This window comes from Halorubrum cibi (assembly GCF_900182635.1).
Classification (GTDB): domain Archaea; phylum Halobacteriota; class Halobacteria; order Halobacteriales; family Haloferacaceae; genus Halorubrum; species Halorubrum cibi.
Genome location: NZ_FXTD01000005.1, coordinates 186,509 through 208,808 on the forward strand (window position 1 = coordinate 186,509; position 22,300 = coordinate 208,808).

Genomic DNA, 22,300 nt, shown 5'->3' on the forward strand with positions numbered 1-22,300 from the left:
CGTCGCGGCGCGTTTTCAGGGTCGAGAAACCGCCGACGCGTTTTTGAGACGACCGCGAGAATCCTCGGGCATGACCAAACGGATCCTCGTGGCGGTCGACGGCTCGGAGGAGGCGGCCGAAGCGCTCCGGTTCGCGGCCGAGGAGTGGCCGGACGCCGACCTGACGGCGCTTCACGTGATAAATCCCGCCGACTCGACGACCGGCGCGGACGGCGGATTCCCCGGCGCGGTCGACCAGTGGTACGACAGCGCGAAGAACCGGGGCGAGCGGATCCTCGCGGACGCGACCGACCGTATCGACCGCGACGTCGCGACGCGACTGGAGGTCGGCCGACCGACCACGACGATCCTCGACGTCGCCGCCGGAGAGGAGAGTCCCGAGGGTGAAGACGGCGAACCGTTCGACCACGTCGTGCTCGCGAGCCGCGGACGCACGGGGCTCTCGCGCGTCGTCCTCGGGAGCGTCGCCGAGGGCGTCGTTCGGCGCGCCGAGGTCCCGGTGACAGTCGTTCGGTGAGCTACGGAGACCCGTCGGATCCCGCATCCGACCCGTTCACGTCGTCGCCACCCGGCTCGGCCTCGGTGCCTTCCGCGTCGCCGGCGCGGTCCGAATCGCCGGCCCCTTCCGCGTCGCCGGCGCGGTCCGCGGCGACGATCGTTCCGAGCATCGACCATCCGTCCTCGTCGGGACCGGATCGCCCGAGAAGCACCCGCTCGTGGTCCTCCGAGGTGACGAGCCGGAAGGCGGCGTCGGCGTCCGCGTCGGTCCGGGCGCCCTCGCCGCGGAACTCGCGCTGGAAGAACTCCGTCGAGGAGAACTCGAAGACGCCGGACTCGCCGGAGTCGAGTTCGAGGCGGATCGGATCGGGCTGGACGTTGTGGATCCGTTTGGCGATCGGGTGGAGATCTGGCATACCGGAACTCGGTCGGTCGAGAATAAAAACCCGGTGAGCGCGCCGGGCGTTAGAAGACACGGGAGCTTCTTACTAACCGATCAATCAATTCCGCTCGAGCACAGCCATCTCGTCTCGGGGAATCAACGGAGCAGTACGCAGATACGAGCTGAGGCGTGATATGCGGGATCTGATCGGAGAGTCAAAACCGTTATTTGACCGGAGAAACAGCCCCCGGTAATGGTCGACGCGCCGGAACGGTCCGTCTCGGACGCGGACGAGGAGATCATGCGTGCGACGTACCGGGCCCTGCGCGAACACGGCTACGCAGATCTCACGATCAAACGGATCGCCGCGGAGTACGGCAAATCGACCGCTGCGATCCACTACCACTACGAGACGAAGGACGACCTGCTCGCGGCGTTTCTCGAATACATCCTCGATCGGTTCGTCGCGGCGATCCACGACGTGGAGACGACCGATCCGGAACGGCGGCTGGATCTGCTCTTGGACAAACTGCTCGTCGACGCCGAGGACCACTACGACCTGCTCGTCGCGATGTTGGAGATGCGGAGTCAGGCGCCCTACAAGGAGGCGTTCGGCGAGCGCTTCCGACGGAACGACGAGTACGTCCGGTACCTGCTCCGGACGGTGATCGACGACGGGATCGCCGAGGGCGTCTTCGCGGACGCCGACGCCGAACGGGTCGCGAGCGCGCTCATGACGATCGTCGACGGGGCGCGCACCAGGGCCGCGGTGTTGGAGGACCCGACCGAGCTCGCCGCGGCGCGGCGCGTCACAGACGAGTACGTGACTGCCACGCTCCTCGCGGACGAGTCATGAATCGGGGTTCGTGGGCGGTACCGAAAGGGTAAAAGCCGAAACTGACCATGGTACAGCCATCGTGACCGCGTTCTCGATCGGAACCTCGACAGGGGTGTCATCGACCCGTGGGTGACGCCGACGTCTCGAACGTCGTCCTCGTCACGGTCGACTCGCTCCGAGCGGACGCGGTCGGGGCGTACGACGAGACGCGACACACGCCGGTCATCGACTCGCTCGCCGATCGAGGGACCGCCTTCGATCACGCCTTCGCGACGGGTAACTGGACTCCCTTCTCGTTCCCGTCGATCCTGGCTTCGAGAGACGTGTTTACCGACACCGGCGAGATCGGCGTGGACGGGGCCGAGACGCTCGCGGAGACGCTCTCCGCGGACGGCGTGTCGACGGGGGGGTTCAACGCCGCGAACGGATTTCTCACCTCACACTGGGGGTACGACGACGGATTCGACGACTTCGAGCCGTTCGTCGCCAGCGTCGGATCGAGCATCTACAGTCGATACCTCGCGACCCACCCGACGGTCGAGGCGTGGATCCAGCTCGCGGCGTCGCCGCTCAGGCGGGCGGGGTCGTGGATCCGCGGCGAGACCGACGACCGACCGTTCCTCGACACCTCGCGGATGTTCGACGTCGAACACGCCGCGACGGAGTTCATCGACGAGGCCGACGCGCCGTTCTTCCTCTGGGTCCACTACATGGACGCCCACACTCCGTACGTCCCGGCACCGCGGTACATCCGTGAGGTCTCCTCGAACTGGCTGGGGACTCATCGAATGCTCCACGCACACACCCGAACCGGACTCGGGTTGGACGTCGATGACCGGACTCTCGAGGAGCTTCGCACCCTGTACCAGGCGGCGGTGCGCCAGATCGACGCCAGCGTCGGTCGGATCCTCGAGACGCTCTCGGCGGCCGGAATCGACGACGACACCGCGGTCGTCCTCGCGGGCGACCACGGCGAGGAGTTCCAGGAACACGGCCACCTCGCACACTACCCGAAGCTGTACGACGAGCTGATACGGGTTCCCTTCATCGTCGACGTTCCCGGAGCGTCGGCACGGCGGGTCGATCGCCAGGTCGGCCTCGACGCGATCCCGCCGACCGTGACCGACCTGCTGGGCGTCGACGCGCCGGCGACGTGGGAGGGGACGAGTCTCGCCCCGACCGTACTCGAGGGGGAGACGCCGGCGGACGAGCCGGTGACGTCGGTCACCGTTCGCGGCGAGGACGTGACCGCACAGCCGATCCCGCGATCGCTTTCGGACGGCGAACTGTACGTGAGCGTTCGCGACCGCGAGTGGACCTACATCGAGAACGTCGACGCCGGAACGACCGAGCTGTATCACCGGCCGTCGGACCCGCTTCAGGCGACTGATCGCTCCGCCGACCCGTCGGCGGAGGATCGGCGGGTCATCGATCGGTTCGCTCCCCTCGCGGCGGCACACGCCGAATCGATCCGCGCCGGCGGGACGGACGGCGACGAACGCGACGACCGGGACGCGGGCGAGTCCGTCGACGAGGACCTCAACGCTCGTCTGGAGGCGCTGGGCTACCGATAGATGGTCCGGTCGTTCCTTCGCGGCCTCGTTTACGGGCCGCTCGCGGTCCAGCTCCGGCGTTTCGTCACGGTCGGGCTCGTCGCGTCCGCCGTCCAGATGGCCCTCCTGTGGCTCTTCGTCGACGTCGGCGAGATGAACTACCTGCTCGGCGCGACGATCTCCATCGAGTTCACGATCGTCCTCTCGTACGTCCTCAACAACGCCTGGACGTTCCGCACCTCTCGGAACTCCGGTCGGATCGAGTATCTCTCGGGACTGCTCAAGACGAACCTGGTTCGCGGGACCGCGATCCCGATCCAGCTCGCCATCCTCTTCGCGCTCGTCGAGTGGGGAGACCTCATGTACCTCATCGCGAACGCGGTCGCGATCTTCCTCAGCGGGCTCTACCGATACGTCCTTGACGCTCGCTGGACGTGGGGTGACACGTGAGCTCCGTGACGCCGTTCGTCTCGTCCGTCTCCCCCGCCCCGCTCGTCGTCGATGGAACGCTCTCCGCCTTCGGCGGCGGATTCGAGGCGCTCGTCGAGTCGGCGACGGGCTGGCCCGGCATGGGAATCATCTTCGTGTACTCGTTTCTGATCGCCTTCGCGCTCCCCGGCCCGAGCGAGGTCGTGCTCGTCGCGCCGATCGACCTCGGGCTCCCCCCGTGGGCGCACCTCGGGAGCATCATGCTCGTCAGCGCGACCGGCAAGGCGGTCGGCAGCCTGTTCGCGTTCCACATCGGCCAGGAGGTCAAACAGTCCGGTCCGGTCGTCCGGTGGCTTCGGCGATCCCGGTGGAACGTCATGGAGTGGTCCGAGAAGCGCTCGGTCGAGCTCGCTCAACGGTACGGCTACGGCGGCCTCGCGATGGCGCTCTCGGTCCCCTTCTTCCCCGACACCATCTCGATCTACGCGTTCGCGGTCCTCGAGCGCGACTACACCCGGTTCGCCGTGGCCACGTTCCTCGGGAGCCTCGGCCGGCTCGTCGTCACGGTCGCGTTCGTCGGCGGCCTCTTCACGGTGCTTTGAGCCCCCGGACGGAGATTCGGGAAATCGGCCCTCGAGCGACTCGGGTGACGTCCGCCGATCGCGGACGGGCCGCCCTCAGACCACGACTTCGGGATCGACGAGGAGATCCCGTTTGGCCCGCTCGACTTCCGGTCCTTCCGGAACGAGACCCGGAGTCGACGCCGCATCGCCGAACCGATCGGGGTCCGGTGCGAGCGAGTCGAGTATCTCTCCGAACACCGGTCCGTTCCGCCCGGTGACGTGAACGAACCCGCCGTATCGACGCCGTTCGAACGACGTCGTCTCCGGGTCCGGAAACGCCTCCCGGATGTGACCGACGTTCTCCCGGACGTACCTCGCGGCGGCGTGTTGTGAGTACTGACAGTCGGCGTAGTACTGGTCGTGGTGTTCCTCGTCGATCTCGTCGGTCCCGTGTTTCGACGACTCGTATCGAACCCCGTCGGTACCGAACTCGGCGTCGAGAAAACTGAGGTTCACGGTGAAACAGTCCGGATATCTGAGGATCGCCAGGAAGAACACGTGTTCGTCGACGGTGTACCGCTCCTGTAAGCGGTAGTAACACTCGAGGTAGTACACCGCGAGCGCGCCGATCCAGTCGTCGCGGTCGCCCTCGATGTAGGCGGTCGCGACGTCGTAGTAGTCCTCGCCGGCGACCTGTTGGAGGCGGTGTTTGAAGCTCCGCCCCATCTCCCGGAGTTCGTCCTCGTACACCTCCACCACCGGAACGTCCGGGTCGTCGAGGAGTTCGCTCTTTCGCTCGCCGGCGGCCGCGATCCGCGTCATGTTCTCGTGGAGGGATCGCTCCGCCTCCACGTCCGGGAGCGGAATTCGAACCGCTCGATGTCGCAGGATCTCCGATCCGGACCCCATCTTCTCACGCCAGTCGTCCGTCCTCCCGTCCGGGTCGCTCATACGGCGACCACTGGCCACACACGGATATGGCTGTCTCGACTTCGAGCCGTGAACTCGCGGTCCCTCGTCGACCTCGGTGCGGCCGATCCGTCGGAACGTATTTGCCGGTCGCTTTCGGTCTCCCGGTATGGACCTCCGCATCGATCACGTGACGGTCGCGGGACGGGATCTGGACCGACTCGTCGACGCGTTCGACGAGGCCGGGTTCCCGGTCGAGTACGGCGGCCGCCACTCGAACGGCGTCACGCACATGGCGATCGTCGGGTTTCGCGACGGGAGCTACGTCGAACTCATCTCGACGCTGGAGCCCGACGCCGACTCGCCGTGGTGGGACGCCCCCATCCGCGGCGACGGCGGTCCGTGTGCGTGGGCGGTCGACGTCGACGACATTGAGGCCGCGAGCGCCGACCTCCGGGACCGCGGCGTGCGCGTCGACGGCCCCTCGGGATACGAGCGGACCCGCGAGGACGGGACGCTGGTCGAGTGGGACCTCACCTACCTGGAGGAGGGCGATCCGGGATCGACGCTTCCGTTCCTCATCAGCGACCGGACTCCACGAGAGCGCCGGGTCCGGCCGACCGGTGACCTGGACTCGTCGCCGATCGTCGGGATCGACGCGGTCGTGCTCGGCGTCGCCGATCTCGACGCCGCGGTCGGGAGGTTCGAGACGGCGTTCGACGCGGACGCGCCGACGTTCGGGGAGAGTCCCGACCTGGACGCCGAGACCGCGTCGTTTCCGGATCTGCCGGTCACCCTCGCGGCCCCACGCGGCGAGGGGTGGCTCGCCGATCGCCTCGAGGAGTTCGGGCCGCGCCCCGTCGCGTACCTCCTCGGGTACGATGGCGACGATCCCGAATTCGACGACCTCGTGTCGGGGACGATCGGGGACCGGCCGGTCGAGTGGGCGCCGGTGACACACCCCATCGGCCGTCACTATCTCGGGTTCGTCGAGACGGACTCGTAAACGACGGGGACGGACCCCGTAGAACACGGTATCGACGGTTAATCCCGATCATTTCCGATCGGATCAACCGATCGATCGTGGGTGTTGTAGGACGGTTGTTTCATTGATGATCGAGGTGAGGAGAAGGGAGTCGTTGCTGGCGCGGTGACCATTTCCAAAGCCCCAGTCGCGAGGACTCGGGAGCCTCGTTGTGCTCCTCACTCAGTCGCTGTCGCTCCTTCACTGCGGTGCTTGGTTCGCCGGGCTTCGTCCTCGTGGCAGCGAGGCGCTCCGCGCCTCTGGCAGCCGGCGGCGGAGCCGCCGGCGACTGCCCCTTTGTGTCCCACCCCGCCCCGCACAGCCCCGCACCTCACCCCTCCCCAGCCTCGCCGCTCACGCTTTTCAAGCGTTCGCGGCGTCCCTCGCGGGCTCCTCGCGCCCTTCGGGCGCTCGGAGGCGCGCCACCGCAATCGATCGCTCCCTCCTTAGACTGTAGTGAGCATCCGCGAACGGAGTGAGCGGTTCACCGACGGCGAGGCGAACGCCGAGCCGTCGGCTTTTTTCCCTCCAGGTTTTTCGAGGAGTGGTTCCCGAAGCGAACGCAGTGAGCGAGGGAACCCGACGATGAAAAAGGTGGAACTTTACCCGCCGAGGAACTCACGACGGACCTCCTCGTCGTCGAGGAGTGCGTCGCCGTCGTCCTCGTAGCGGTTCTGTCCGTTCGCGAGCACGTAGCCGCGGTCACAGCGTCGAAGCGCCTCCTTGGCGTTCTGTTCGACCATCAGGATCGTGGTGCCGGCATCGTTGATCTCGTCGACCCGGTCGAACATGTCGTCGACGAGGTCGGGCGCGAGCCCCGCGCTGGGCTCGTCCAACAACAGCACGTCGGGATCGAGCATCAGCGCACACCCCATCGCGAGCATCTGCTGTTGGCCCCCCGAGAGAGAGCCGGCGTCCTCGCCCGGCCGGTCGGCGAGCGCCGGGAACCGGTCGTACACCTCGCGCTTCCGGTCCTGCGGAACCTCATCGAGCACGTACGCGCCGAGCCGGAGGTTCTCCTCGACGGTCAGCGTCGGGAAGACGTTGTCCGACTGGGGGACGTAGCCGATCCGTTCGTGGGCGACCTCCTCGGGGGCCATCCCGGCGATGTCGGTTCCGCGGTATTCGATCGACCCGCCGAGACACGTCGCGATACCGACGATCGTCTTCATCACCGTCGACTTGCCCGCACCGTTCGGACCGACGATCGTCACGTATTCGCCGTCGTCGACGTGGATGTCGACCCCGGAGAGGACCTGGAGGTCGCCGTAGCCCGCGTCGAGATCGACGACCTCGAGCAGGCTCATTCGGCGTCACCCCCGAGGTACGCCTCGATGACGCGCTCGTCTTCGAGCACCGCCTCCGGGTCGCCCTCGACGAGCAGCCGTCCCTGCTGGAGGACGACCAGCCGGTCGACGAGTTCGGTCAGCGTCTCGAGTTCGTGTTCGATTATCACGACCGTCATTCCCTCCGCGTTGAGGTCCAGGATGTGATCGGCTATCTCGCGCGTCAGCGTCGGGTTTACCCCGGCGAACGGCTCGTCGAGCATCAGCACGTCGGGGTCGAGCATCAGCGTGCGTGCGAGCTCGAGCAGCTTCCGCTGGCCGCCCGAGAGGTTGCTGCTGTACTCGTCCGCTAGGTGGTCCAGCTCGAACGTCTCGATCAGCTCCTCGGCCCGGTCCCGGACGGCCTCCTCCTCGCGTTTCATCGATCCGCTCCGGAGCAGCGCGGGAAGCGTCCGCTCGCCGGGCTGGTCGGGCGCGGCGAGCCGGACGTTGTCGCGGACGGTCATGGTCTCCAGCTCGCGGGTGTTCTGGAAGGTCCGCACCAGTCCGCGGTGTGCCAGCGACTCCGGTGGGTCGCCCGTCACGTCGGTCCCGTCGAGGGTGACGGTCCCTTCGTCGGGCGGGATGACCCCACTGACGCAGTTGAAGAACGTCGATTTGCCCGCGCCGTTCGGTCCCATCACGCCGACGAGCTCTTCCTCGTCGATCGAGACGGAGAGACCGTCTATCGCGCGGAGGCCGCCGAAGTCCTTGACGAGCCCCTCCGCGGAGAGGAGGCTCATTGGTCCACCCCTAGCTCCTGCGGGTCGCCCCAGATCCCCGCGGGGCGGAACCGGATCACCGCGATCAGTATCAGGCCGACGACGACGAGCCGGAAGGCGGCGAAGACGTCGCCCGAGACCGGCGTCACGCTCAAGCCGAACCGGGAGACGAGTCGCAGCCCCATGATGATCGCGAGGCCGGCGAGCACCGCCCGGTGGTTCGCCGCGCCGCCGAGCAGCATCCCGATCCAGATGGTGACCGTCACCTGGATGGTGAAGAAGCCGGGCGCGACCGCGCCGTTGTACAGCGCGAACAGCCCGCCGGCGAGCCCGGCTAGCGCCGCGCCGTAGACGAACGCCTGCGTCTTGTAGACGATCGTGGACTTGCCGACCGAGCGCGTCACGAGCTCGTCGGCCCGGATCGCTCGGAGGACGCGCCCGTACGGCGCGTCGGTGAGTCGGGTGACGGCCGCGAGCGTGATCAGGGTGACCCCGCCGATCACGAGGATCGTCGCGATCATCCGCGTGTCGGCGTCGCCGACGAGCCCCGCGATCGGTCGCGGCACGCCGAGGATCCCGACGTTTCCGCCGAAGATCCCCTCGAAGTTGACGAAGATCGAGTGGAAGATCTCGGCGGTCGCGAGCGTGACGATCGCGAGGAAATCGTCGCGAAGCCGGATCGACGTGGCGCTCACGACGAGACCGAGGAGCGCGGCCGCGATCACGCCGACCAGAAGCGCGAGCGGCCACGGGTATCCCAGCGCAATCCCCGCGAAGCTGTCCTGTGCGGCGAGCATCGCGGTCGCGTACGCGCCGACCGCGAAGAAGACCACGTGCCCGAAGTTGACTAAGCCGGTGTGGCCGTACTGGAGATCGAGCCCGAGCACGAGCATGCCGTAGATCACGAACGTGATCCCGACCTCGACGAAGACGTACAGCGCGCTCGGCAGGCTCGCCTGAAGCGGGGTCAGAGCGAACAGTCCGCCGACGAGCAGGCAGGCCACCCCGGCGATCAGCGCCCGATCGCCGCGTCCGGACGGGAGGCGGTCGAGAGCGCTCACGCCTCACGCACCTCCGTTCCCGCGATCCCGCTCGGCTTGACGAGCAGCACGGCGATCAGGATCGCGAACGCGACCGCCGAGGAGAGGCCGGTCATCGACGACGGCAGGAACGCCGTCGAGATCGCGAGCGCGAGCCCGATGACGTACGCACCGATGATCGCCCCGTACGGGCTGCCGGCCCCGCCGAGGATGGCCGCCGAGAGTATCTGGAGGATGTGGCTGAATCCCGTGGTGGAGCTGACGTTCGTCTGGATCGCCATGAGCACGCCCGCGAGCCCGGCGAGGACGCCCGCCAGCACCCAGACGCTGTCGCGGATCAGCTGGGTGTCGATGCCGCGGACGCGCGCCAGGCTCTCGTCGTCGCCCATCGCCCGCATCGCGATCCCCACGTCGGTTCGCGTCAGGAGCGCGTGGATGGCGAGGAAGACCGCGACGGCGGAGCCGACCACGACCAGGTGTTCGGAGGTGACGAAGAAGCCGCCCAGCAGGTCGAGGGAGCCGATGGCCACGTCCGGAACTCCGTCGAACCGGAACGTCGTCGTCTCGGTCTCGATGTAGCGGGCGCTTCGCCCGCCGAAGAGGCGGATCGCGTTGCGGATGGCGATCCCGAGCCCGATCGACGTCAGCAGCATCGGCACCGGGCCGGTGTGGTTGATCGGGGTGAAAAAGCCCCGAGCGAGCACGATGCTGATGACCCCGCCGCCGATCATCGCGAGGACGACCGCGACCGGCAGCGGGACGGGGATCGCGCTCGCGGCGAGGAAGCCGACGAACGCGCCGAGCGTGAGGTACTCCCCGTACGCGAAGTTGATCATGTTCACGATCCCGTAGATCAGCGTGAACCCGATCGCGGCGATCGCGATGTACGACCCAGTGACGACCCCGAAAATGGCTTCCTGAAGCAAGCCCATCGGGATCAGTATTCGCCTTCGGCGACGTACTCCCGGATGTCCTCGGCCGGGACCTCGCTCGTCGCCTCGAAGCCGTTCTCGCCGGCGGTGCTGATCGTGACGCTCCCGAAGACGTTGCCGTGCTGGGTGAAGTTCGTGGGCGTCGCCGCGCCCTGGTAGGAGATCTCCTCGCCGTTTTCGAGCGCCTCCTTCCCCTCGGCGAAGTTGTTGACCGCCGTCCCGCCGTCACGGCTGACCGGGCCGAGGTTGCGCTCTATCGCCTCCGGGGTCGCCTCGCCGGCCCGCTGGATCGCCAGCGCGATCACTTGCATGGCGTCCCACGCCGGCGGCGTCCAGGCGTTGATCTCCGCGTCGCCCTGGCCCGAGTAGACCTCCTCGAAGGTGTCGTAACTCGGTCCCGACTGGCCGGGAGAGCCGGCCCACGCGCCGTGGATGTCGCTTCCGACCTGGTCGACGAGGTCCTGCTGTGCCAGCGGGTCCGAGAGGATCGGCTGGCGACCGTAGCCGGCGTCGGCCCAGTCCGAGAGCGCCGTGATCGCGGACTCCAGCGGGAGGCTCACGAGGAAGGCGTCGAACTCGGCGTCGAAGAGCCGGCTGAGCGCCGACTGATAGCTCGATCCGCCGATCTCGACCTCCACTCGCTCTGCGACCGTCCCGCCGTTGTCCTCGTAGACCGAGAGGAATCCCTCGACGTAGCTGCGCTCGCCCTCGGTGGTGCCGTTGAGCACGCCCAGCGTGTCGAGGTCGTTCTCGAGCGCGTACACCGCGCTCCCGCTCGTGTGGACGGTGTCGCCGACGACGGTCCGCCAGATCCACTCGTCGTCCGAGAGGTCCTCGGGCGTCCCCTTGTCCCCGCCGCGAGTGTCGAGGAACGTCGACCCCGGCCAGGGGGTGACCATCGGGACCTCGAAGTCCTGGAGGAAGTCCCAGAGCGGGTTGATCTCGCTCGAGAAGAGGCCCACGATCGCCGGCACTCCATCGTTTTCGATCAGTTGGGTCGTGACGGTCCGCGCCTCCTGGGGGTCGACGGCGGTGTCCCGCCGGATCACTTCCAGCTCCGCGTCGAGGGGACCGCCGGCCTCGTTGATGTGGGCGACCGCGGCGTCCGTCGCCTGCGAAACCCCCGGCTGGAGGAAGTCCCACTGCCCGCTCAGCGACGCGGGCTGACCGAGCGAGATGGTCTCGGGGGCGTCGCTTCCGTCGTCGCTCCCGTCGTCGCCGCCGCTTCCGTCCCCGCTCCCGTCGTCCCCGCCGCTCCCGTCTTCGCTCCCGTCGTCCCCGCCGCTTCCGTCCCCGCTCCCGTCGTCGTCGCTCCCCTCGCCGCCGCCGAAGCTCACACAGCCGGCGAGTCCGACCATCCCACCGCTCCCGGCGAGAGTCAAAAACCTCCGACGATTCGCGCGTCTATTGCTATCGGGTGACATTCCGATACTGGATCCCGTACACCGGGTATTAAAAACGGACCCTACCATGGTCGACGCAGTGAGAGAAATCGCCAATTAGGTCGGAGATCCTATACTATTGCGGGTCGCGTGTCGTTCGGCGCTTCGTCACCGACGGATCGAACTCGGTATTCGACTTCCCCGATCGCCGCTACAGGGAGATCTCGGTCCCGTCGCCCGCGTCTCTCGCTTCCAGGTAGACCGTCTCGCCCGCCGCGGCGTCCAGCGTCGCGGAACCGACGCTAGCGACCACCAACACCCCGTCGGGGGACTCCCGGTCGTACCCGTTCGCGAGGGGCACGCCGAGTTCGACCAGGTCGTCGGCGTCGAGGTCGCTCGCGAGGAGGTCTCCGGTCCCGGCGACCTCCTCGGGCACGTCGGCGAACACGCGCTCGGCGCGCTCGAGGACGCGTGGATCGAGTTCCTGCATCTCCTCGGTGAACGCGCCGACGGCGACGACGAGGGTCCCCGCGCCGAGCGCCTCCGGCGGGAAGACGGGCTCGGTCGCGGTCGTCGCCGTCACAACCACGTCCGCCCCCTCGACCGCCTCGCTCGGCGTGTCGACCGCGCGCGCCGGGATCCCCTCCTCGCTCAGATCCGCGGCACACGCCGCCCGCGAGTCCGACGGGGAGTGGACCCGCACGTCCGAAAGCGTCGCGACCGTCGCGATCGCGCGGGTCTGCCAGCGCGCCTGCGCGCCCGCGCCGAGGACGCCGAGGGAGAGTCCCTCCCCGTCCCGTTCCGGGGCCAGCTCCCGAACGGAGACCGCGCCGATACAGCCCGTCCGGGCGTTCGTGATCGTCGTCCCCGCCATGAACGCCTTCGGGAGACCCGTCCGGGCGTCCGTGAGCGCGATCTGGGCGTTGATCGTCGGGAGCCCCCGCTCCGCGTTCCCCTCGTGGACGCCGACCAGTTTCGTCGCGTAGTGGTCCGCCCCGTGGACGTACGCCGGCATCGCGATCCCGGTTCCCGCGGGCTCGTCGCCGTCGAGTCCCGCGCCGACGGGGAAGTGCGGACGATGGGGCCGCTCGACCTCGCCTGCGGCCTGTTTGATCAGCGCGTCGTCCACCACGTCGACGAGTTCCGCCAGATCGAGGCTCCGTTCGACTTCCTCGGCGGAGAGTACGAGCACCATGTCCGGGGCGTCGCCCCCCGGCGACTTAGCCTGATCGTCGGCGCGACGGTTGGCACAACGGCCGGCGCAACGGTCGACACGATCGACGCGTCGGCTCCCGCGTCGTACGTTTATATCCCGGGGGGGCGATCGGGGGATATGGACGCACTCGTCGTCGGCGGTGGAGTCGTCGGACTCTCCGCCGCGTACTCGCTTGCCGACCGCGACGTGAACGTGACGCTCGTCGAGAAGGGCTCGCTCGGGAACGCGAGCACCGCTCGCTCCGCCGGCGGGATCCGCTCGCAGTTCTCCACGCGCGTGAACGTCGAGCTGTCGCTCGCGAGCAAGGAGGTCTGGAACGCCTTCGAGGAACGGTTCGGGGTGGACATCGGCCTCCGGAAGAACGGCTACCTGTTCCTCGCCCGCTCGGAGGAGACCGCGGAGCGGTTCCGCGAGAACGTCGAGATGCAGCGCGAGCTCGGCGCGGGGAGCGAGCTTCTCACGCCCGAGGAGGCGACCGATCACTGTCCGGGGCTCGATCCCGACCCGTTCGTCGCGGCGACGTACAACCCCGACGACGGCATCGCCGACCCGAACCTCGCCGTCCAGGGATACGCCGAGGCCGCCCGCGAGCGCGGCGTCGAGATCCGGACGAAGACGGCCGTGACCGACCTCCACCGCGAGGGCGACCGCGTCGTCGGCGCGGACGTTCGGGCGGTCGGCGCGGGAGAGGAGGGATCCGAGCGCCTCGAGGTCGACTGCGTCGTCAACGCCGCGGGGGCGTGGGCCGCGACGATCGGCGAGATGGCCGGCGTCGACCTCCCGATCGCGCCCCGGCGGCGGCAGATCGCGGTCGTCGACCCGACGCCGCCGGTGCCGGAGTCGGTCCCGCTGACGATCGACCTCGAGACGGGGTCGTACTTCCGGCCCGAGCGCGACGGGGTGGCGCTCGTCGGCGGCCACTTCGAGGCGGACGACGACCCCGACCAGGACCCCGACGCCTACGACGAGGGGATGGACGTGGAGTGGGCCGCGCGCGCGGTCGAGAACGCCGCCGAGTACGCCGAGTACTTCGGGCTCGACACCCGGATCCAGCGCGGCTGGGCCGGGCTATACGCGGTCACGCCCGACCACCATCCGATCGTCGAGGAGACGATCCCTGGCCTCGTGACCGTCGCGGGCTTCTCGGGACACGGCTTCCAGCACGCACCCGCCTCCGGGCGGATCGCCGCCGACCTCGCCGTCGACGGCGAGACTGACCTCCTCGACGTCTCGCCGCTCGCGGGCGACCGGTTCGAGCGCGGCGACACGCTCACGGAGCGGAGCGTCGCCTGAAGCTGAAGGCTCCGAGATCTGGCGAACGGGGCGCTCGCCGCTTCACCGCTCCCGGACGGCGTCGGGCGGGAGCAACACCCCGCCCGAGCGAAGTAGCGCGAGCGCGGGGTCGTCGCCGGCGTCGGCGTCGAAGCTCCCGAGCGCGCGCCGACCCGGAACCGCCACGACGCCGGGCGCGAGGAACGACGCCCGTGGAGGGGCGTCCTCCCCCGGAAGCGTCGCTCCGGCGTCGAACGCCGCGCCCTCCGGGAGGACGCGGTCGCCGCGGAGGTACGCCCCGGCCGAGGCGAGCAGTTTCGCCTCGCCGGGATCGCCGAGGTCGAACGAGTCGCCGCGACGCAGGACCGTCCCGTTCCGAAGGATGGCGTCGAGTTCGGACTCGAGGTCCGGGCGTCGATCGTACAGGTCTCTGACGGCGTCGCCGGGGATCAGGGTTCCCGGACGAAGAACCGCGGTCAGGAAGGAGCCGCCGGCGGATCGGGAGTCTTCCTCGGGGTCGGCGAGCGCCTCGTAGAGGCCAGGTGCCGCCGCGGCGGTCCGATCCGGCGGACACAACACGACCGTCTCACCCCTCGGCTCCGCCTCGAGGAAGCCGTCGCCGGGGACCGACGCCAGCGCGTGCCCCAAGGCTCGGTGGTGGTCGGTTCCGCCGGCGCGCGTCAGGAACGCGCGCCCCGGAACGACGACGACCGCGTCGGCGGCGGGGATCCGCCTCGTCGTCACGTAGCCGGCGCGTGCCGACGACGCCGATGACGCCGAGGACGGCCGGTCGGCTCCCTTCTCGGCGGCGAGCCGCCTCGCGGAGGCGCGGACCTGGCGCGCCCGCTGGCGACCCACCCCGTCGAGCAGGTCCGCGAGCCCGTCGATCGGGGCGTTCGCGACCTCCTCGACCGACTCCAGCCCGTGCTCGCGGAGCCGCGCCGCGCGGACGTCGCCGATCCCGTAGATCTCCTCGAGCGAACTCACGCTCGACACCTCCGGCGCGACGGCGTGGCGAGGACGGCGGCCCGTTGGATCACTCCGCAGACACCTCCGTGACCCCGTCGTGTGCCAGTTCGAACGTCTCCGTCGCGACGCCCGAGCCGACGGCCGAGAGCGTGGGGCCGTCCCATCGCACCGGGCGCGCGCGCTCGCACCGCCAGACGCGGGCGGGGTCGCCGCGCTCGTCCAACAGGACCACCCTGACGGGTCGCGGCGTGCCGCGCCCGTCGGTCCACTCGCGGAACCACTCCCACAGCGCCGTCCGGTCGGTCACGCCGCGCCGGAGCTCGAGCCGCGACGACGCGAGCGCTGATCCGCGGTCGCCGAGGTCGTCGGTGCGATTCCCCCACGACGCGTCGCGTGCGAGGAGTCGCCGCCAGAGCGGCCCGTCCGCCTCCGCCCCGTCGTCGACACGTGCCGACAACCCGCACACCTCGCTGAACCCCGCCGCGCCGACGCCGTCGATCTCGACCAGGAATCGGTGGTTCGGGTACGGGTCGGTCCGATCACCCGCCGGCATCGTGGCACCCTCCTCCTCCTCCTCCTCCTCCTCCCCCTCGGTTCCGTTCCCGCGCCGACCGCGAGCGTGCTCGGCGGTCGACCATGCTACGCGGTCCGTTCCATCCCTTCGTGGACGATCTCGAGCCGCTCGATCGCGACCTCCGACCGGTCGGCGGCGAGGTCGGGCGCGTCGTAGCGGCTCGGCCACGCGTTCTTGAACTCCCACCGCGGCCCGGAGCCGCCCTCCTCGTCGAGGAGGACGACCGCGATCGGCCGGCGTGCCTCGCCGAGTTTCCCCTGTTCGACCAGCTTGCGCCACTCGTAGAGCGCGATGGAGTCGTCGGTCGCGCCGCTCTCCAACACGAGCGGGTCGTACCGGCCGAGCCCGCCGAGCTTGCGCGGAGTGGGCGGCTCGTTCCCCTCGCGGTACTCGATCACGTCACTCCGGGCGGTCGGGAGCGAACAGCGGCTGAACCCCGCCTTCGCGACGCCGTCGATCTCGAGCAGGTATCGGATCTTCCGGTACGGCCCGTGTCTATCCGGCATCGGCACGCCCCCGTGGGTCCCGTCCGCTCTCGTTCGTCGGTGCGGCGACCGTCGCGGCCGCGGATGTGTCCCGTGTCATGGTACTCGTTGTCTGTTGACAACTAACCTAACCAAACGACGGGCCTCCCAATTAATCCTGTCGGGCGAGCGGGCGGTGACGCGGGGTACACCCGCCACGCGCCGTCTCACGGGGGCGCACCTGCGCGCGCCGTCTCACGGGGGCGCGACCGCCCGCCGGAGCTTCTCGGTCGAGAGGTTGCGGCCGGTGACCGGGAGGACGACGGTCTCGCCCGCGACGTCGTCCATCGACCGCACCGCGGCGACGGCGGATGCGGAGGCACCCTCGATGAGGATCCGTTCCTCCGCCAACACGTCCCGCACGCCGTCCCAGATCGCCTCTTCGGGGACGGTGATCAGGTCGTCCAGCCGGTCGCGGAGGATCTCGACCGTGAGCGCGAACGGGGCCCGCGAGGAGATCCCCTCCGCCTCCGTCGTCGCCGACTCCTGTTCGTCCAAGTGGCCCTCGTGGTACGCCCTGTAGGTCGCGTCCGCGGCCGCGGACTGGACTCCCACGACCTCCGCGCCACCGATCGCGCCGGTCGTGAGACAGTAACCCGCCGCGCCGCTCCCGCCGCCGATCGGGCAGACGACGCGGTCGACGTCCGGCAGCGTCTCCAGTACCTCCAGCCCGGCCGTGGCGACGCCGGCGACGAGGTCCGGTTCGTTCGCCGAGTGGACGTACCGGAGCCCGTCCTCGGCCGCCCGGCGCTCGGCCCACTCGCGCGCCTCGTCGTAGTCGGCGCCGGTCGCGACGACCTCCGCGCCGAACCGCTCCATCGCGGCCACCTTCTCCGGGTTCGGGTCGCCGGGGACGGCGATCGTCACCGGGACCCCGAACTCGCGGCCGGCGTAGGCGACCGACTGGCCGTGGTTCCCGGTCGACGCCGCGATGAGCCCCGCCTCGCGGAACTCCTCGGACAGTCGGTGGCCGAGCGTGACGCCGCCGCGGACCTTGAACGCGCCCGTCGGGAGCGTGTCCTCGCGTTTGAAGTACACGTCCGCGCCGGTCTCCGCGGAGAGCGCCTCGCTGCGGACCAGCGGCGTCCGCGGGAGGTACCGTCGGACGACCTCGCGGGCCTCGTACACGTCGCCCGGCTCCGGCGGCGTGAGATCGTGGTACGGGAATATCGTCGTCGCGTCCGGCGAGTCGACGGGCTCGTACCGGCTCACGCCCGCCATCCCCCGTGTCTCCGACCGACCGCGTCCCGATTCGGTGCCGCTTCGACGTGTCTCGTGTCGTCACGTCCCATGGACATCACCTTGCTTCGCCGTCTCCACCGACGTCGATAAGCGTTCGCATGCGGGGTCGACTCGCCGGCTCCACCAGCGCCGCGTTCGACCTTCCCTATCGGATTCGATCCCCTCGATCGCGTTCTCCCCGCCCGCTCGCGTCCGATCCGCTCAAGTTTCTCCGAGCGCGAACCGCCCCCCATGGACGAGCTACTGGACGCGGTCGACCTCGTCGCCGACGCCGGGCTGGAGGGCGTCGTCAGTTGGCTGCTTCGCGCCGTCGGTCTGATCGCCGTCCTCGCGGGGGTCGCGCTCTGGGCACTCACCGAGACGGGGCTGCTCTGGATCCCCGCGGGACTGATGCTCGTCGGCCTCGTGTTGCTCGCCGCGCCGAGCGTCCTCTTGGCGCTGGCAGAGTTCGCGTGACGGCTCCCGCCGCGGGGGCCGGGTGACGGTCCCCGTCGCGAGCGGGTCGGTCACTCCGCGGCCGACAGCGACCGGACCGCATCGGTCAGGGTGTCGACCGCCAGAGGGATGACCGCCTCGTCGACGTCGAACGTCGCGGTGTGGTGGCCCGTGGGGTTGCTCGCGCCGAAGCCGACGTAGGTCGCCTCGCCGCCGTTCCGCTGGACCGCCCGCATCAGCCGCGTCGCGTCCTCGCTGCCGCCGAGCGCGTCGCCCTCGTCGGGCGTGACCGTCGCGTCGCGTCCCGCCGCGGCCGCGGAGACGGCGTCGACGATCGAGTCGTCGCACTCGGCGCTCGGCGCGCCGTTGCGGAACGAAACGTCCACCTCGCAGTCGTGGAGTTCGGCCGCACTCCGGAGCACGCGAGTCGCGTGCTCCTCGAGGTAGTCTCTGAGATCGGTCGTCGTCCCGCGGACCTCTCCCTCGAGCGAGGCCGACTCCGGCACGACGTTCGTCGCTGTCCCGCCTTCGACGACGCCGACGTTGATCCGCGTCGCACCGTCGCCGTGTCTGGGGATCGCGTGGAGGTTCCCGACCGCGGTCGACAGCGCCTGGATGGCGTGTGCGCCCTCGTGCGGGCTGTTGCCGGCGTGAGCCGGCGCCCCCTCGAAGGTCGCTTCGAAGCCGTTTATCGCGAGGAACGACTCGATGCCGGGGATCACGACCCCGGTCTCGACGTCGAGGCCGACGTGGACGGCGATGAGGGAGTCGACGTCCTCGAGGTGGCCGCTGCCGACCACGGAGGCCGCGCCCGCGCCCAGTTCCTCCGCGGGCTGAAAGAGCACCTTGAGGGTCCCTTCGAAGTCGCTCTCTTTCACTGCCTCGAACACCCCGACGCCGATGGCGGCGTGCGCGTCGTGGCCACAGGCGTGCATGCGCTCGTCGTATTCCGACCGGAACCCCTCCGCGGCGGGGTGGTGGTCGGGGTCGTCGGACTCGGGCTGGGGGAGCCCGTCGATGTCGACGCGCACCAGGACGGTCGGCCCGTTGCCCTTCTCGAGGACCGCGAGCGCGCCGGTGTAACCGTCCTCGACCTGCGAAAGCACGTCGTCGTCGACGCCGGTCTCGAGCGCCCGCTCGCGGGCGCGGGCCAACTGGTCGTCGGTGGGGGGGCGGATCCGTTCCTCGCGGTGGATCTCGTGGCCGACGTACAGCTCGTCGGGACCGATCTCCTCCAACTCCTCGACGATCCGGTCCGTGGTGTAGAACTCGCGCCAGCCGATCTCCGGCCGCCGGTGGAGATCGCGACGCAACTCGATCAGTCGGGACTGCGATTTCGCGTTCACGGGGACGGGTTGGCGGAAGGATCGCTTAAGCGTTGACCTGAACGGTGGTTTCGGCCGGGATCAGTACGACTCGAGCGTCGCCGCGGTCGCGTCGGCGATGATCTCGCTCGCGAGCCGGACGTCGTCCCACTCGATGTGCTCGTCGGGCGTGTGCGCGAGGTCGACCGAGCCGGGACCGAACACGACCGTCGGGATCCCGGCGTCGAGGTAGTGGCGGGCGTCGGTGCCGCCGGTGAACCCCTCGTAATTCGGCTCGATGCCGTGATCGCTCGCAGCCTCCGCCACGCGCTCGACGACCGGCTCGTCTCTGTCCACCTCCGACCCCTCGAACTGGACCGAGAACCGCTCGAAGGTCGGCGGATGCTCGGTGAGCCACTCGCTCTCGGCGACGACCTCGTCGAGCCGCTCTCGGAACTCGGCTTCGACCCCCGCGACCGTCTCCTGGGGAGCGACGCCGATCCGGATCTCGGAAGTGAGGTGGGACGGAACCGACGACGCCCAGTCGCCGGCCTCGACGGTGCCGAAGTTGATCGGCCACGGGTTGTCGAACGCCTCGAACAGCGGGTGGGTGACGCGCTCGGCGCGCTCGCGCTCGAGGTTCTCGAACGCGTGGCGGACCCGTTCGAAGTGCGGGAGCACCGACTCGCCCTCCCAGGTTCGGGCGGCGTGAGCCGACTCGCCGAATATCTCGAGCCGCTTCATCAGGCTCCCCTCGGCGGCGACGACGAGCGAGAGGTCCGTGGGCTCGGCGATGATCGCCGCGTCGCGCTCGAAGGGATACGGGTTCCTCCCGGCGGCGACGGCCGCGCCGATACCGCCTTCCTCCTCGCCGACGACGCCCTCGACGACGATCCGGCCGTCGAGGCCGAGTTCGTCCGCACGTTCTTCGACCGCGAGCGCCGCGAAGACGCAGGCGGCGAGTCCCGACTTCATGTCGAGCGATCCGCGCCCGTAGAGGCGGCCGTCCTCCCAGTGAGGATCGAACGAGGGCTTCGTCCAGGAGCCCTCGTCGACCGGAACCACGTCGACGTGGCCGTTCAACACGACGGTCGGGCCGGCGTCGGGGTCGCCGAGTTCGAGGACGCCGCCGAGGCTCGGTCGGTCCTTCAGATCGAGCGTTTCGACCGGGGGGAACGAGGGATGTTCATCCAGGAGTTCGGGATCGGGCTCCCACTCGTACACCTCGAAGCCGAGGTCGGAGAGATGCTCGCGGAACCAGGACTGAACCGCCGCCTCCTCGCCCGGATAGCTCTCGAAGGAAACCAGTTCTCGGATCGTCTCCCGCAACGCGTCTTCGCGGACGTCCATGTCGTCGAGGAGTACCACGACCACCCATAACAGATTTCGGATCCGTAGGGGTGGTACCGTTCCTCACGCGATCGAGACGGACTCGATCCGCTCCGCTCCGTTCCAACCCGGTCCGGTTCGGGGCGATCCGGTCGCGTTCGATCCCCTTTCGACGTCAAAGATACCGTTCTATCAGTCGGAGACGGTAGATACGTGACCCAGAAACCGATCTCCAAGTGGATCGTCTGGTTCCGAAGATTTTTGACTAACTAGTTAGTAAGTTCGACCACTCATCGACATGGAAGACACCGAGACCGCGGGTTCGGAGGCGACCCGCTGATGGGGATCCGGAACCGGATCGACTCTCTGTTCAAAGGGCCCGAGGAGTTCGATCTCACCTCGGGCGGCATCGGTAAGCCGCTGTTTTTCCTCTCGATGCCGATCGTCGTCACGAACCTCTTTCAGACCGCCTACAACCTCGCGGACACCTTCTGGCTCGGGCAGTACAGTACGGACGCGCTGGCGGCGATCAGCTTCGCGTTTCCGATGGTCTTTCTGCTCATCTCGTTGGGGATGGGGATCTCCGTCGCCGGGAGCGTCCTCGTCGCACAGTACACCGGCGCGGAAAAGTCGCGCGAGGCGGAGTACGCGGCCTCTCAGACGGTGACGTTCGCGGTGATCGCCTCGGTGCTGCTCGGGGGCGTCGGCTACTTCCTCGTCGAGGAGTTCCTCGGGATAATGGGCGCATCGGAGAGCGTCCTTCCGCTGGCGGCGCGATACATGGAGACCATCTCGGCGGGGCTCGTCTTCATGTTCGGCTTCGCGGTGTTCATCGCGCTCATGCGCGGGTACGGCGACACGATCACGCCGATGCTCGTGATGTTCGGGTCCGTGGTGCTCAACATCGCGCTCGACCCGTTCCTGATCTTCGGCTGGGGGCCGTTCCCCGCGCTCGGGATCGAGGGAGCCGCCATCGCGACGGTGTTCTCCCGGGCGCTGGCGCTCGTCGTCGGCCTCGCGATCATGTTCCGTGGGACTCGCGGGGTCCGGATCCGCCTCGGCGACATGGCGCCCGACGCGGACTACCTGCGCCGGCTTCTGCGGATCGGCCTCCCCGCGACGGTCGAGGGGACGGGCCGGGCGCTGTCGATGAACCTGCTCTTATTCATCGTCGCGCTCTTTCCCGACCCGATCGTCGCCGCCTACGGCATCGGGACGCGGGTGTTCTCGGTGGTGTTCCTGCCGGCGATCGCGGTCGCCCGCGGCGTCGAGACGATGACCGGCCAGAACGTGGGAGCGAACCGGCCGGACCGCGCGGAACGGGCCGCCGATCTGGCCGCGAAGACGCTCTTCGGGATCCTCTCCGCCGTCGGGATCCTCGTGTTCCTCGTCCCCGAGCCGATCGTCTCGGTGTTCGTCGGGGCGGACCAGGTCGCTGCCGACCGGGTCGTGGCGGTCGGTTCACAGTTCCTGCGGGTGGTCGCGTTGACCTTCGGGTTCATCGGGATCATGCGGGCGTACACCGGGAGCTTCCGGGGCGCCGGAAGGACGCTCACGGCCGCCGCCATCTCCGTGTTGATGCTCGGCGTCGTCCGGTTCCCGATCGCGTGGGTCGCCGCCGGCCGGATCGGCGAGACGGGCATCTGGCTGTCGTTCGCGGTCTCGAACGTCGTCGGCGCGGCGGTCGCCTACGCCTGGTACCGTCGTGGTACTTGGCGTGAGGGAGACCTCACGGAGCGGGGCGTCGACGTCGAGGAACCGATCGCGAGCCCCGAGTCGACCGACGACTGAGGCGTCGACGGCGGCGGGAGCGTCCCGGCCGACGGCGATCCCGGCTC

The 22,300-nt window shown here is 69.2% G+C and carries 22 protein-coding genes and 1 pseudogene; 9 read left to right on the plus strand and 14 right to left on the minus strand.

All coding sequences use genetic code 11. The annotated features are described in order from the left end of the window. Window positions 1-70 precede the first annotated feature (70 nt). Window positions 71-517: a universal stress protein gene (locus FN829_RS08385; protein ID WP_142986527.1), complete on the plus strand. Its 447-nt coding sequence runs from the start codon at window positions 71-73 to the stop codon at window positions 515-517. 118 nt (window positions 518-635) lie between these two features. Here FN829_RS08385 and FN829_RS08390 read toward each other — a convergent pair. Beyond that, a pseudogene (locus FN829_RS08390) lies at window positions 636-914 on the minus strand (transcriptional regulator); the annotation flags it as partial. A 219-nt stretch (window positions 915-1,133) separates the two neighbouring features. On the opposite strand from FN829_RS08390, the gene FN829_RS08395 reads away from it, so the two are divergent. From FN829_RS08395 to FN829_RS08410, 4 genes are all read left to right on the plus strand, one after another. Beyond that, window positions 1,134-1,736: a TetR/AcrR family transcriptional regulator gene (locus FN829_RS08395; RefSeq protein WP_142986528.1), complete on the plus strand. Its 603-nt coding sequence runs from the start codon at window positions 1,134-1,136 to the stop codon at window positions 1,734-1,736. A gap of 107 nt (window positions 1,737-1,843) precedes the next feature. Continuing rightward, on the plus strand, window positions 1,844-3,292 hold the full coding sequence (locus FN829_RS08400) for a sulfatase (protein WP_142986529.1): 1,449 nt from the start codon (window positions 1,844-1,846) through the stop codon (window positions 3,290-3,292). Next, entirely contained in the window at window positions 3,293-3,721 is a 429-nt protein-coding gene (locus FN829_RS08405) for a GtrA family protein (RefSeq protein WP_142986530.1), read from the plus strand. Between the two features lie 5 nt (window positions 3,722-3,726). Next, window positions 3,727-4,302 carry a YqaA family protein gene (locus FN829_RS08410; RefSeq protein ID WP_394348705.1) on the plus strand — a complete coding sequence of 192 codons (576 nt, stop codon included), beginning with the start codon at window positions 3,727-3,729 and terminating at the stop codon, window positions 4,300-4,302. Between the two features lie 75 nt (window positions 4,303-4,377). Here FN829_RS08410 and FN829_RS08415 read toward each other — a convergent pair whose 3' ends face one another. Then, window positions 4,378-5,214 (minus strand): hypothetical protein, encoded by an 837-nt coding sequence (locus FN829_RS08415; RefSeq protein ID WP_246066472.1) that lies wholly within the window; start codon window positions 5,212-5,214, stop codon window positions 4,378-4,380. A 127-nt stretch (window positions 5,215-5,341) separates the two neighbouring features. On the opposite strand from FN829_RS08415, the gene FN829_RS08420 reads away from it, so the two are divergent. Then, a complete protein-coding gene (locus tag FN829_RS08420) occupies window positions 5,342-6,178 on the plus strand; it encodes a VOC family protein (protein ID WP_142986531.1) in 837 nt (278 codons plus the stop codon). Between the two features lie 620 nt (window positions 6,179-6,798). Here the strand turns inward: FN829_RS08420 and FN829_RS08425 are convergent. From FN829_RS08425 to FN829_RS08450, 6 genes are all read right to left on the minus strand, one after another. Further along, window positions 6,799-7,503 carry an ABC transporter ATP-binding protein gene (locus FN829_RS08425; RefSeq protein WP_142986532.1) on the minus strand — a complete coding sequence of 235 codons (705 nt, stop codon included), beginning with the start codon at window positions 7,501-7,503 and terminating at the stop codon, window positions 6,799-6,801. After that, complete coding sequence (locus FN829_RS08430) at window positions 7,500-8,264, minus strand: ABC transporter ATP-binding protein (protein WP_142986533.1); 765 nt, start codon at window positions 8,262-8,264, stop codon at window positions 7,500-7,502. Before FN829_RS08430 ends, FN829_RS08425 begins: the two co-directional genes overlap by 4 nt. Next, entirely contained in the window at window positions 8,261-9,304 is a 1,044-nt protein-coding gene (locus FN829_RS08435; RefSeq protein WP_142986534.1) for a branched-chain amino acid ABC transporter permease, read from the minus strand. Before FN829_RS08435 ends, FN829_RS08430 begins: the two co-directional genes overlap by 4 nt. Then, window positions 9,301-10,215 carry a branched-chain amino acid ABC transporter permease gene (locus FN829_RS08440; protein WP_142986535.1) on the minus strand — a complete coding sequence of 305 codons (915 nt, stop codon included), beginning with the start codon at window positions 10,213-10,215 and terminating at the stop codon, window positions 9,301-9,303. Before FN829_RS08440 ends, FN829_RS08435 begins: the two co-directional genes overlap by 4 nt. Before the next feature lie 5 nt (window positions 10,216-10,220). Further along, window positions 10,221-11,573, minus strand: a complete 1,353-nt coding sequence (locus FN829_RS08445) for an ABC transporter substrate-binding protein (protein WP_185955719.1) — start codon at window positions 11,571-11,573, stop codon at window positions 10,221-10,223. 235 nt (window positions 11,574-11,808) lie between these two features. Continuing rightward, window positions 11,809-12,792: an ornithine cyclodeaminase family protein gene (locus FN829_RS08450; RefSeq protein WP_142986536.1), complete on the minus strand. Its 984-nt coding sequence runs from the start codon at window positions 12,790-12,792 to the stop codon at window positions 11,809-11,811. A gap of 138 nt (window positions 12,793-12,930) precedes the next feature. Here FN829_RS08450 and FN829_RS08455 point away from each other — a divergent pair, with 138 nt between their 5' ends. Continuing rightward, window positions 12,931-14,106: an NAD(P)/FAD-dependent oxidoreductase gene (locus FN829_RS08455; protein ID WP_142986537.1), complete on the plus strand. Its 1,176-nt coding sequence runs from the start codon at window positions 12,931-12,933 to the stop codon at window positions 14,104-14,106. A gap of 42 nt (window positions 14,107-14,148) precedes the next feature. Here the strand turns inward: FN829_RS08455 and FN829_RS08460 are convergent, their stop codons facing one another. The 4 genes from FN829_RS08460 to FN829_RS08480 form a co-directional block, all read right to left on the minus strand. Further along, window positions 14,149-15,072, minus strand: a complete 924-nt coding sequence (locus FN829_RS08460; RefSeq protein WP_185955720.1) for a helix-hairpin-helix domain-containing protein — start codon at window positions 15,070-15,072, stop codon at window positions 14,149-14,151. Between the two features lie 49 nt (window positions 15,073-15,121). Then, window positions 15,122-15,607, minus strand: coding sequence for a phage tail protein (locus tag FN829_RS08465; RefSeq protein WP_142986539.1), 486 nt, complete (start codon window positions 15,605-15,607; stop codon window positions 15,122-15,124). A gap of 86 nt (window positions 15,608-15,693) precedes the next feature. Next, complete coding sequence (locus FN829_RS08475; protein WP_142986540.1) at window positions 15,694-16,134, minus strand: phage tail protein; 441 nt, start codon at window positions 16,132-16,134, stop codon at window positions 15,694-15,696. Window positions 16,135-16,347: 213 nt separating this feature from the next. Then, window positions 16,348-17,373 carry a threonine ammonia-lyase gene (locus FN829_RS08480; protein ID WP_142986541.1) on the minus strand — a complete coding sequence of 342 codons (1,026 nt, stop codon included), beginning with the start codon at window positions 17,371-17,373 and terminating at the stop codon, window positions 16,348-16,350. A gap of 252 nt (window positions 17,374-17,625) precedes the next feature. Between FN829_RS08480 and FN829_RS08485 the strand changes: the two genes are divergently transcribed. Next, window positions 17,626-17,850, plus strand: a complete 225-nt coding sequence (locus FN829_RS08485) for a hypothetical protein (RefSeq protein WP_142986542.1) — start codon at window positions 17,626-17,628, stop codon at window positions 17,848-17,850. Between the two features lie 50 nt (window positions 17,851-17,900). Here the strand turns inward: FN829_RS08485 and FN829_RS08490 are convergent, their stop codons facing one another. Further along, window positions 17,901-19,175, minus strand: coding sequence for an amidohydrolase (locus FN829_RS08490; protein ID WP_142986543.1), 1,275 nt, complete (start codon window positions 19,173-19,175; stop codon window positions 17,901-17,903). A gap of 60 nt (window positions 19,176-19,235) precedes the next feature. After that, window positions 19,236-20,483: an ArgE/DapE family deacylase gene (locus FN829_RS08495; protein WP_142986544.1), complete on the minus strand. Its 1,248-nt coding sequence runs from the start codon at window positions 20,481-20,483 to the stop codon at window positions 19,236-19,238. Between the two features lie 318 nt (window positions 20,484-20,801). Here FN829_RS08495 and FN829_RS08500 point away from each other — a divergent pair, with 318 nt between their 5' ends. Beyond that, window positions 20,802-22,253 carry an MATE family efflux transporter gene (locus FN829_RS08500; protein WP_142986545.1) on the plus strand — a complete coding sequence of 484 codons (1,452 nt, stop codon included), beginning with the start codon at window positions 20,802-20,804 and terminating at the stop codon, window positions 22,251-22,253. The last annotated feature ends 47 nt before the right edge of the window (window positions 22,254-22,300 follow it).

Excerpts from the sequence above, each read along its gene's own strand:
- FN829_RS08395 (WP_142986528.1), top strand. The coding sequence starts at position 1,134 with ATGGTCGACGCGCCGGAACGGTCCGTCTCGGACGCGGACGAGGAGATC.
- FN829_RS08500 (WP_142986545.1), top strand. The coding sequence starts at position 20,802 with ATGGGGATCCGGAACCGGATCGACTCTCTGTTCAAAGGGCCCGAGGAG.
- FN829_RS08385 (WP_142986527.1), top strand. The coding sequence starts at position 71 with ATGACCAAACGGATCCTCGTGGCGGTCGACGGCTCGGAGGAGGCGGCC.
- FN829_RS08415 (WP_246066472.1), bottom strand. The coding sequence starts at position 5,214 with ATGAGCGACCCGGACGGGAGGACGGACGACTGGCGTGAGAAGATGGGG.
- FN829_RS08485 (WP_142986542.1), top strand. The coding sequence starts at position 17,626 with ATGGACGAGCTACTGGACGCGGTCGACCTCGTCGCCGACGCCGGGCTG.
- FN829_RS08480 (WP_142986541.1), bottom strand. The coding sequence starts at position 17,373 with ATGGCGGGCGTGAGCCGGTACGAGCCCGTCGACTCGCCGGACGCGACG.
- FN829_RS08445 (WP_185955719.1), bottom strand. The coding sequence starts at position 11,573 with ATGGTCGGACTCGCCGGCTGTGTGAGCTTCGGCGGCGGCGAGGGGAGC.
- FN829_RS08430 (WP_142986533.1), bottom strand. The coding sequence starts at position 8,264 with ATGAGCCTCCTCTCCGCGGAGGGGCTCGTCAAGGACTTCGGCGGCCTC.
- FN829_RS08450 (WP_142986536.1), bottom strand. The coding sequence starts at position 12,792 with ATGGTGCTCGTACTCTCCGCCGAGGAAGTCGAACGGAGCCTCGATCTG.
- FN829_RS08405 (WP_142986530.1), top strand. The coding sequence starts at position 3,293 with ATGGTCCGGTCGTTCCTTCGCGGCCTCGTTTACGGGCCGCTCGCGGTC.
- FN829_RS08495 (WP_142986544.1), bottom strand. The coding sequence starts at position 20,483 with ATGGACGTCCGCGAAGACGCGTTGCGGGAGACGATCCGAGAACTGGTT.
- FN829_RS08465 (WP_142986539.1), bottom strand. The coding sequence starts at position 15,607 with ATGCCGGCGGGTGATCGGACCGACCCGTACCCGAACCACCGATTCCTG.
- FN829_RS08420 (WP_142986531.1), top strand. The coding sequence starts at position 5,342 with ATGGACCTCCGCATCGATCACGTGACGGTCGCGGGACGGGATCTGGAC.
- FN829_RS08475 (WP_142986540.1), bottom strand. The coding sequence starts at position 16,134 with ATGCCGGATAGACACGGGCCGTACCGGAAGATCCGATACCTGCTCGAG.
- FN829_RS08440 (WP_142986535.1), bottom strand. The coding sequence starts at position 10,215 with ATGGGCTTGCTTCAGGAAGCCATTTTCGGGGTCGTCACTGGGTCGTAC.
- FN829_RS08455 (WP_142986537.1), top strand. The coding sequence starts at position 12,931 with ATGGACGCACTCGTCGTCGGCGGTGGAGTCGTCGGACTCTCCGCCGCG.
- FN829_RS08425 (WP_142986532.1), bottom strand. The coding sequence starts at position 7,503 with ATGAGCCTGCTCGAGGTCGTCGATCTCGACGCGGGCTACGGCGACCTC.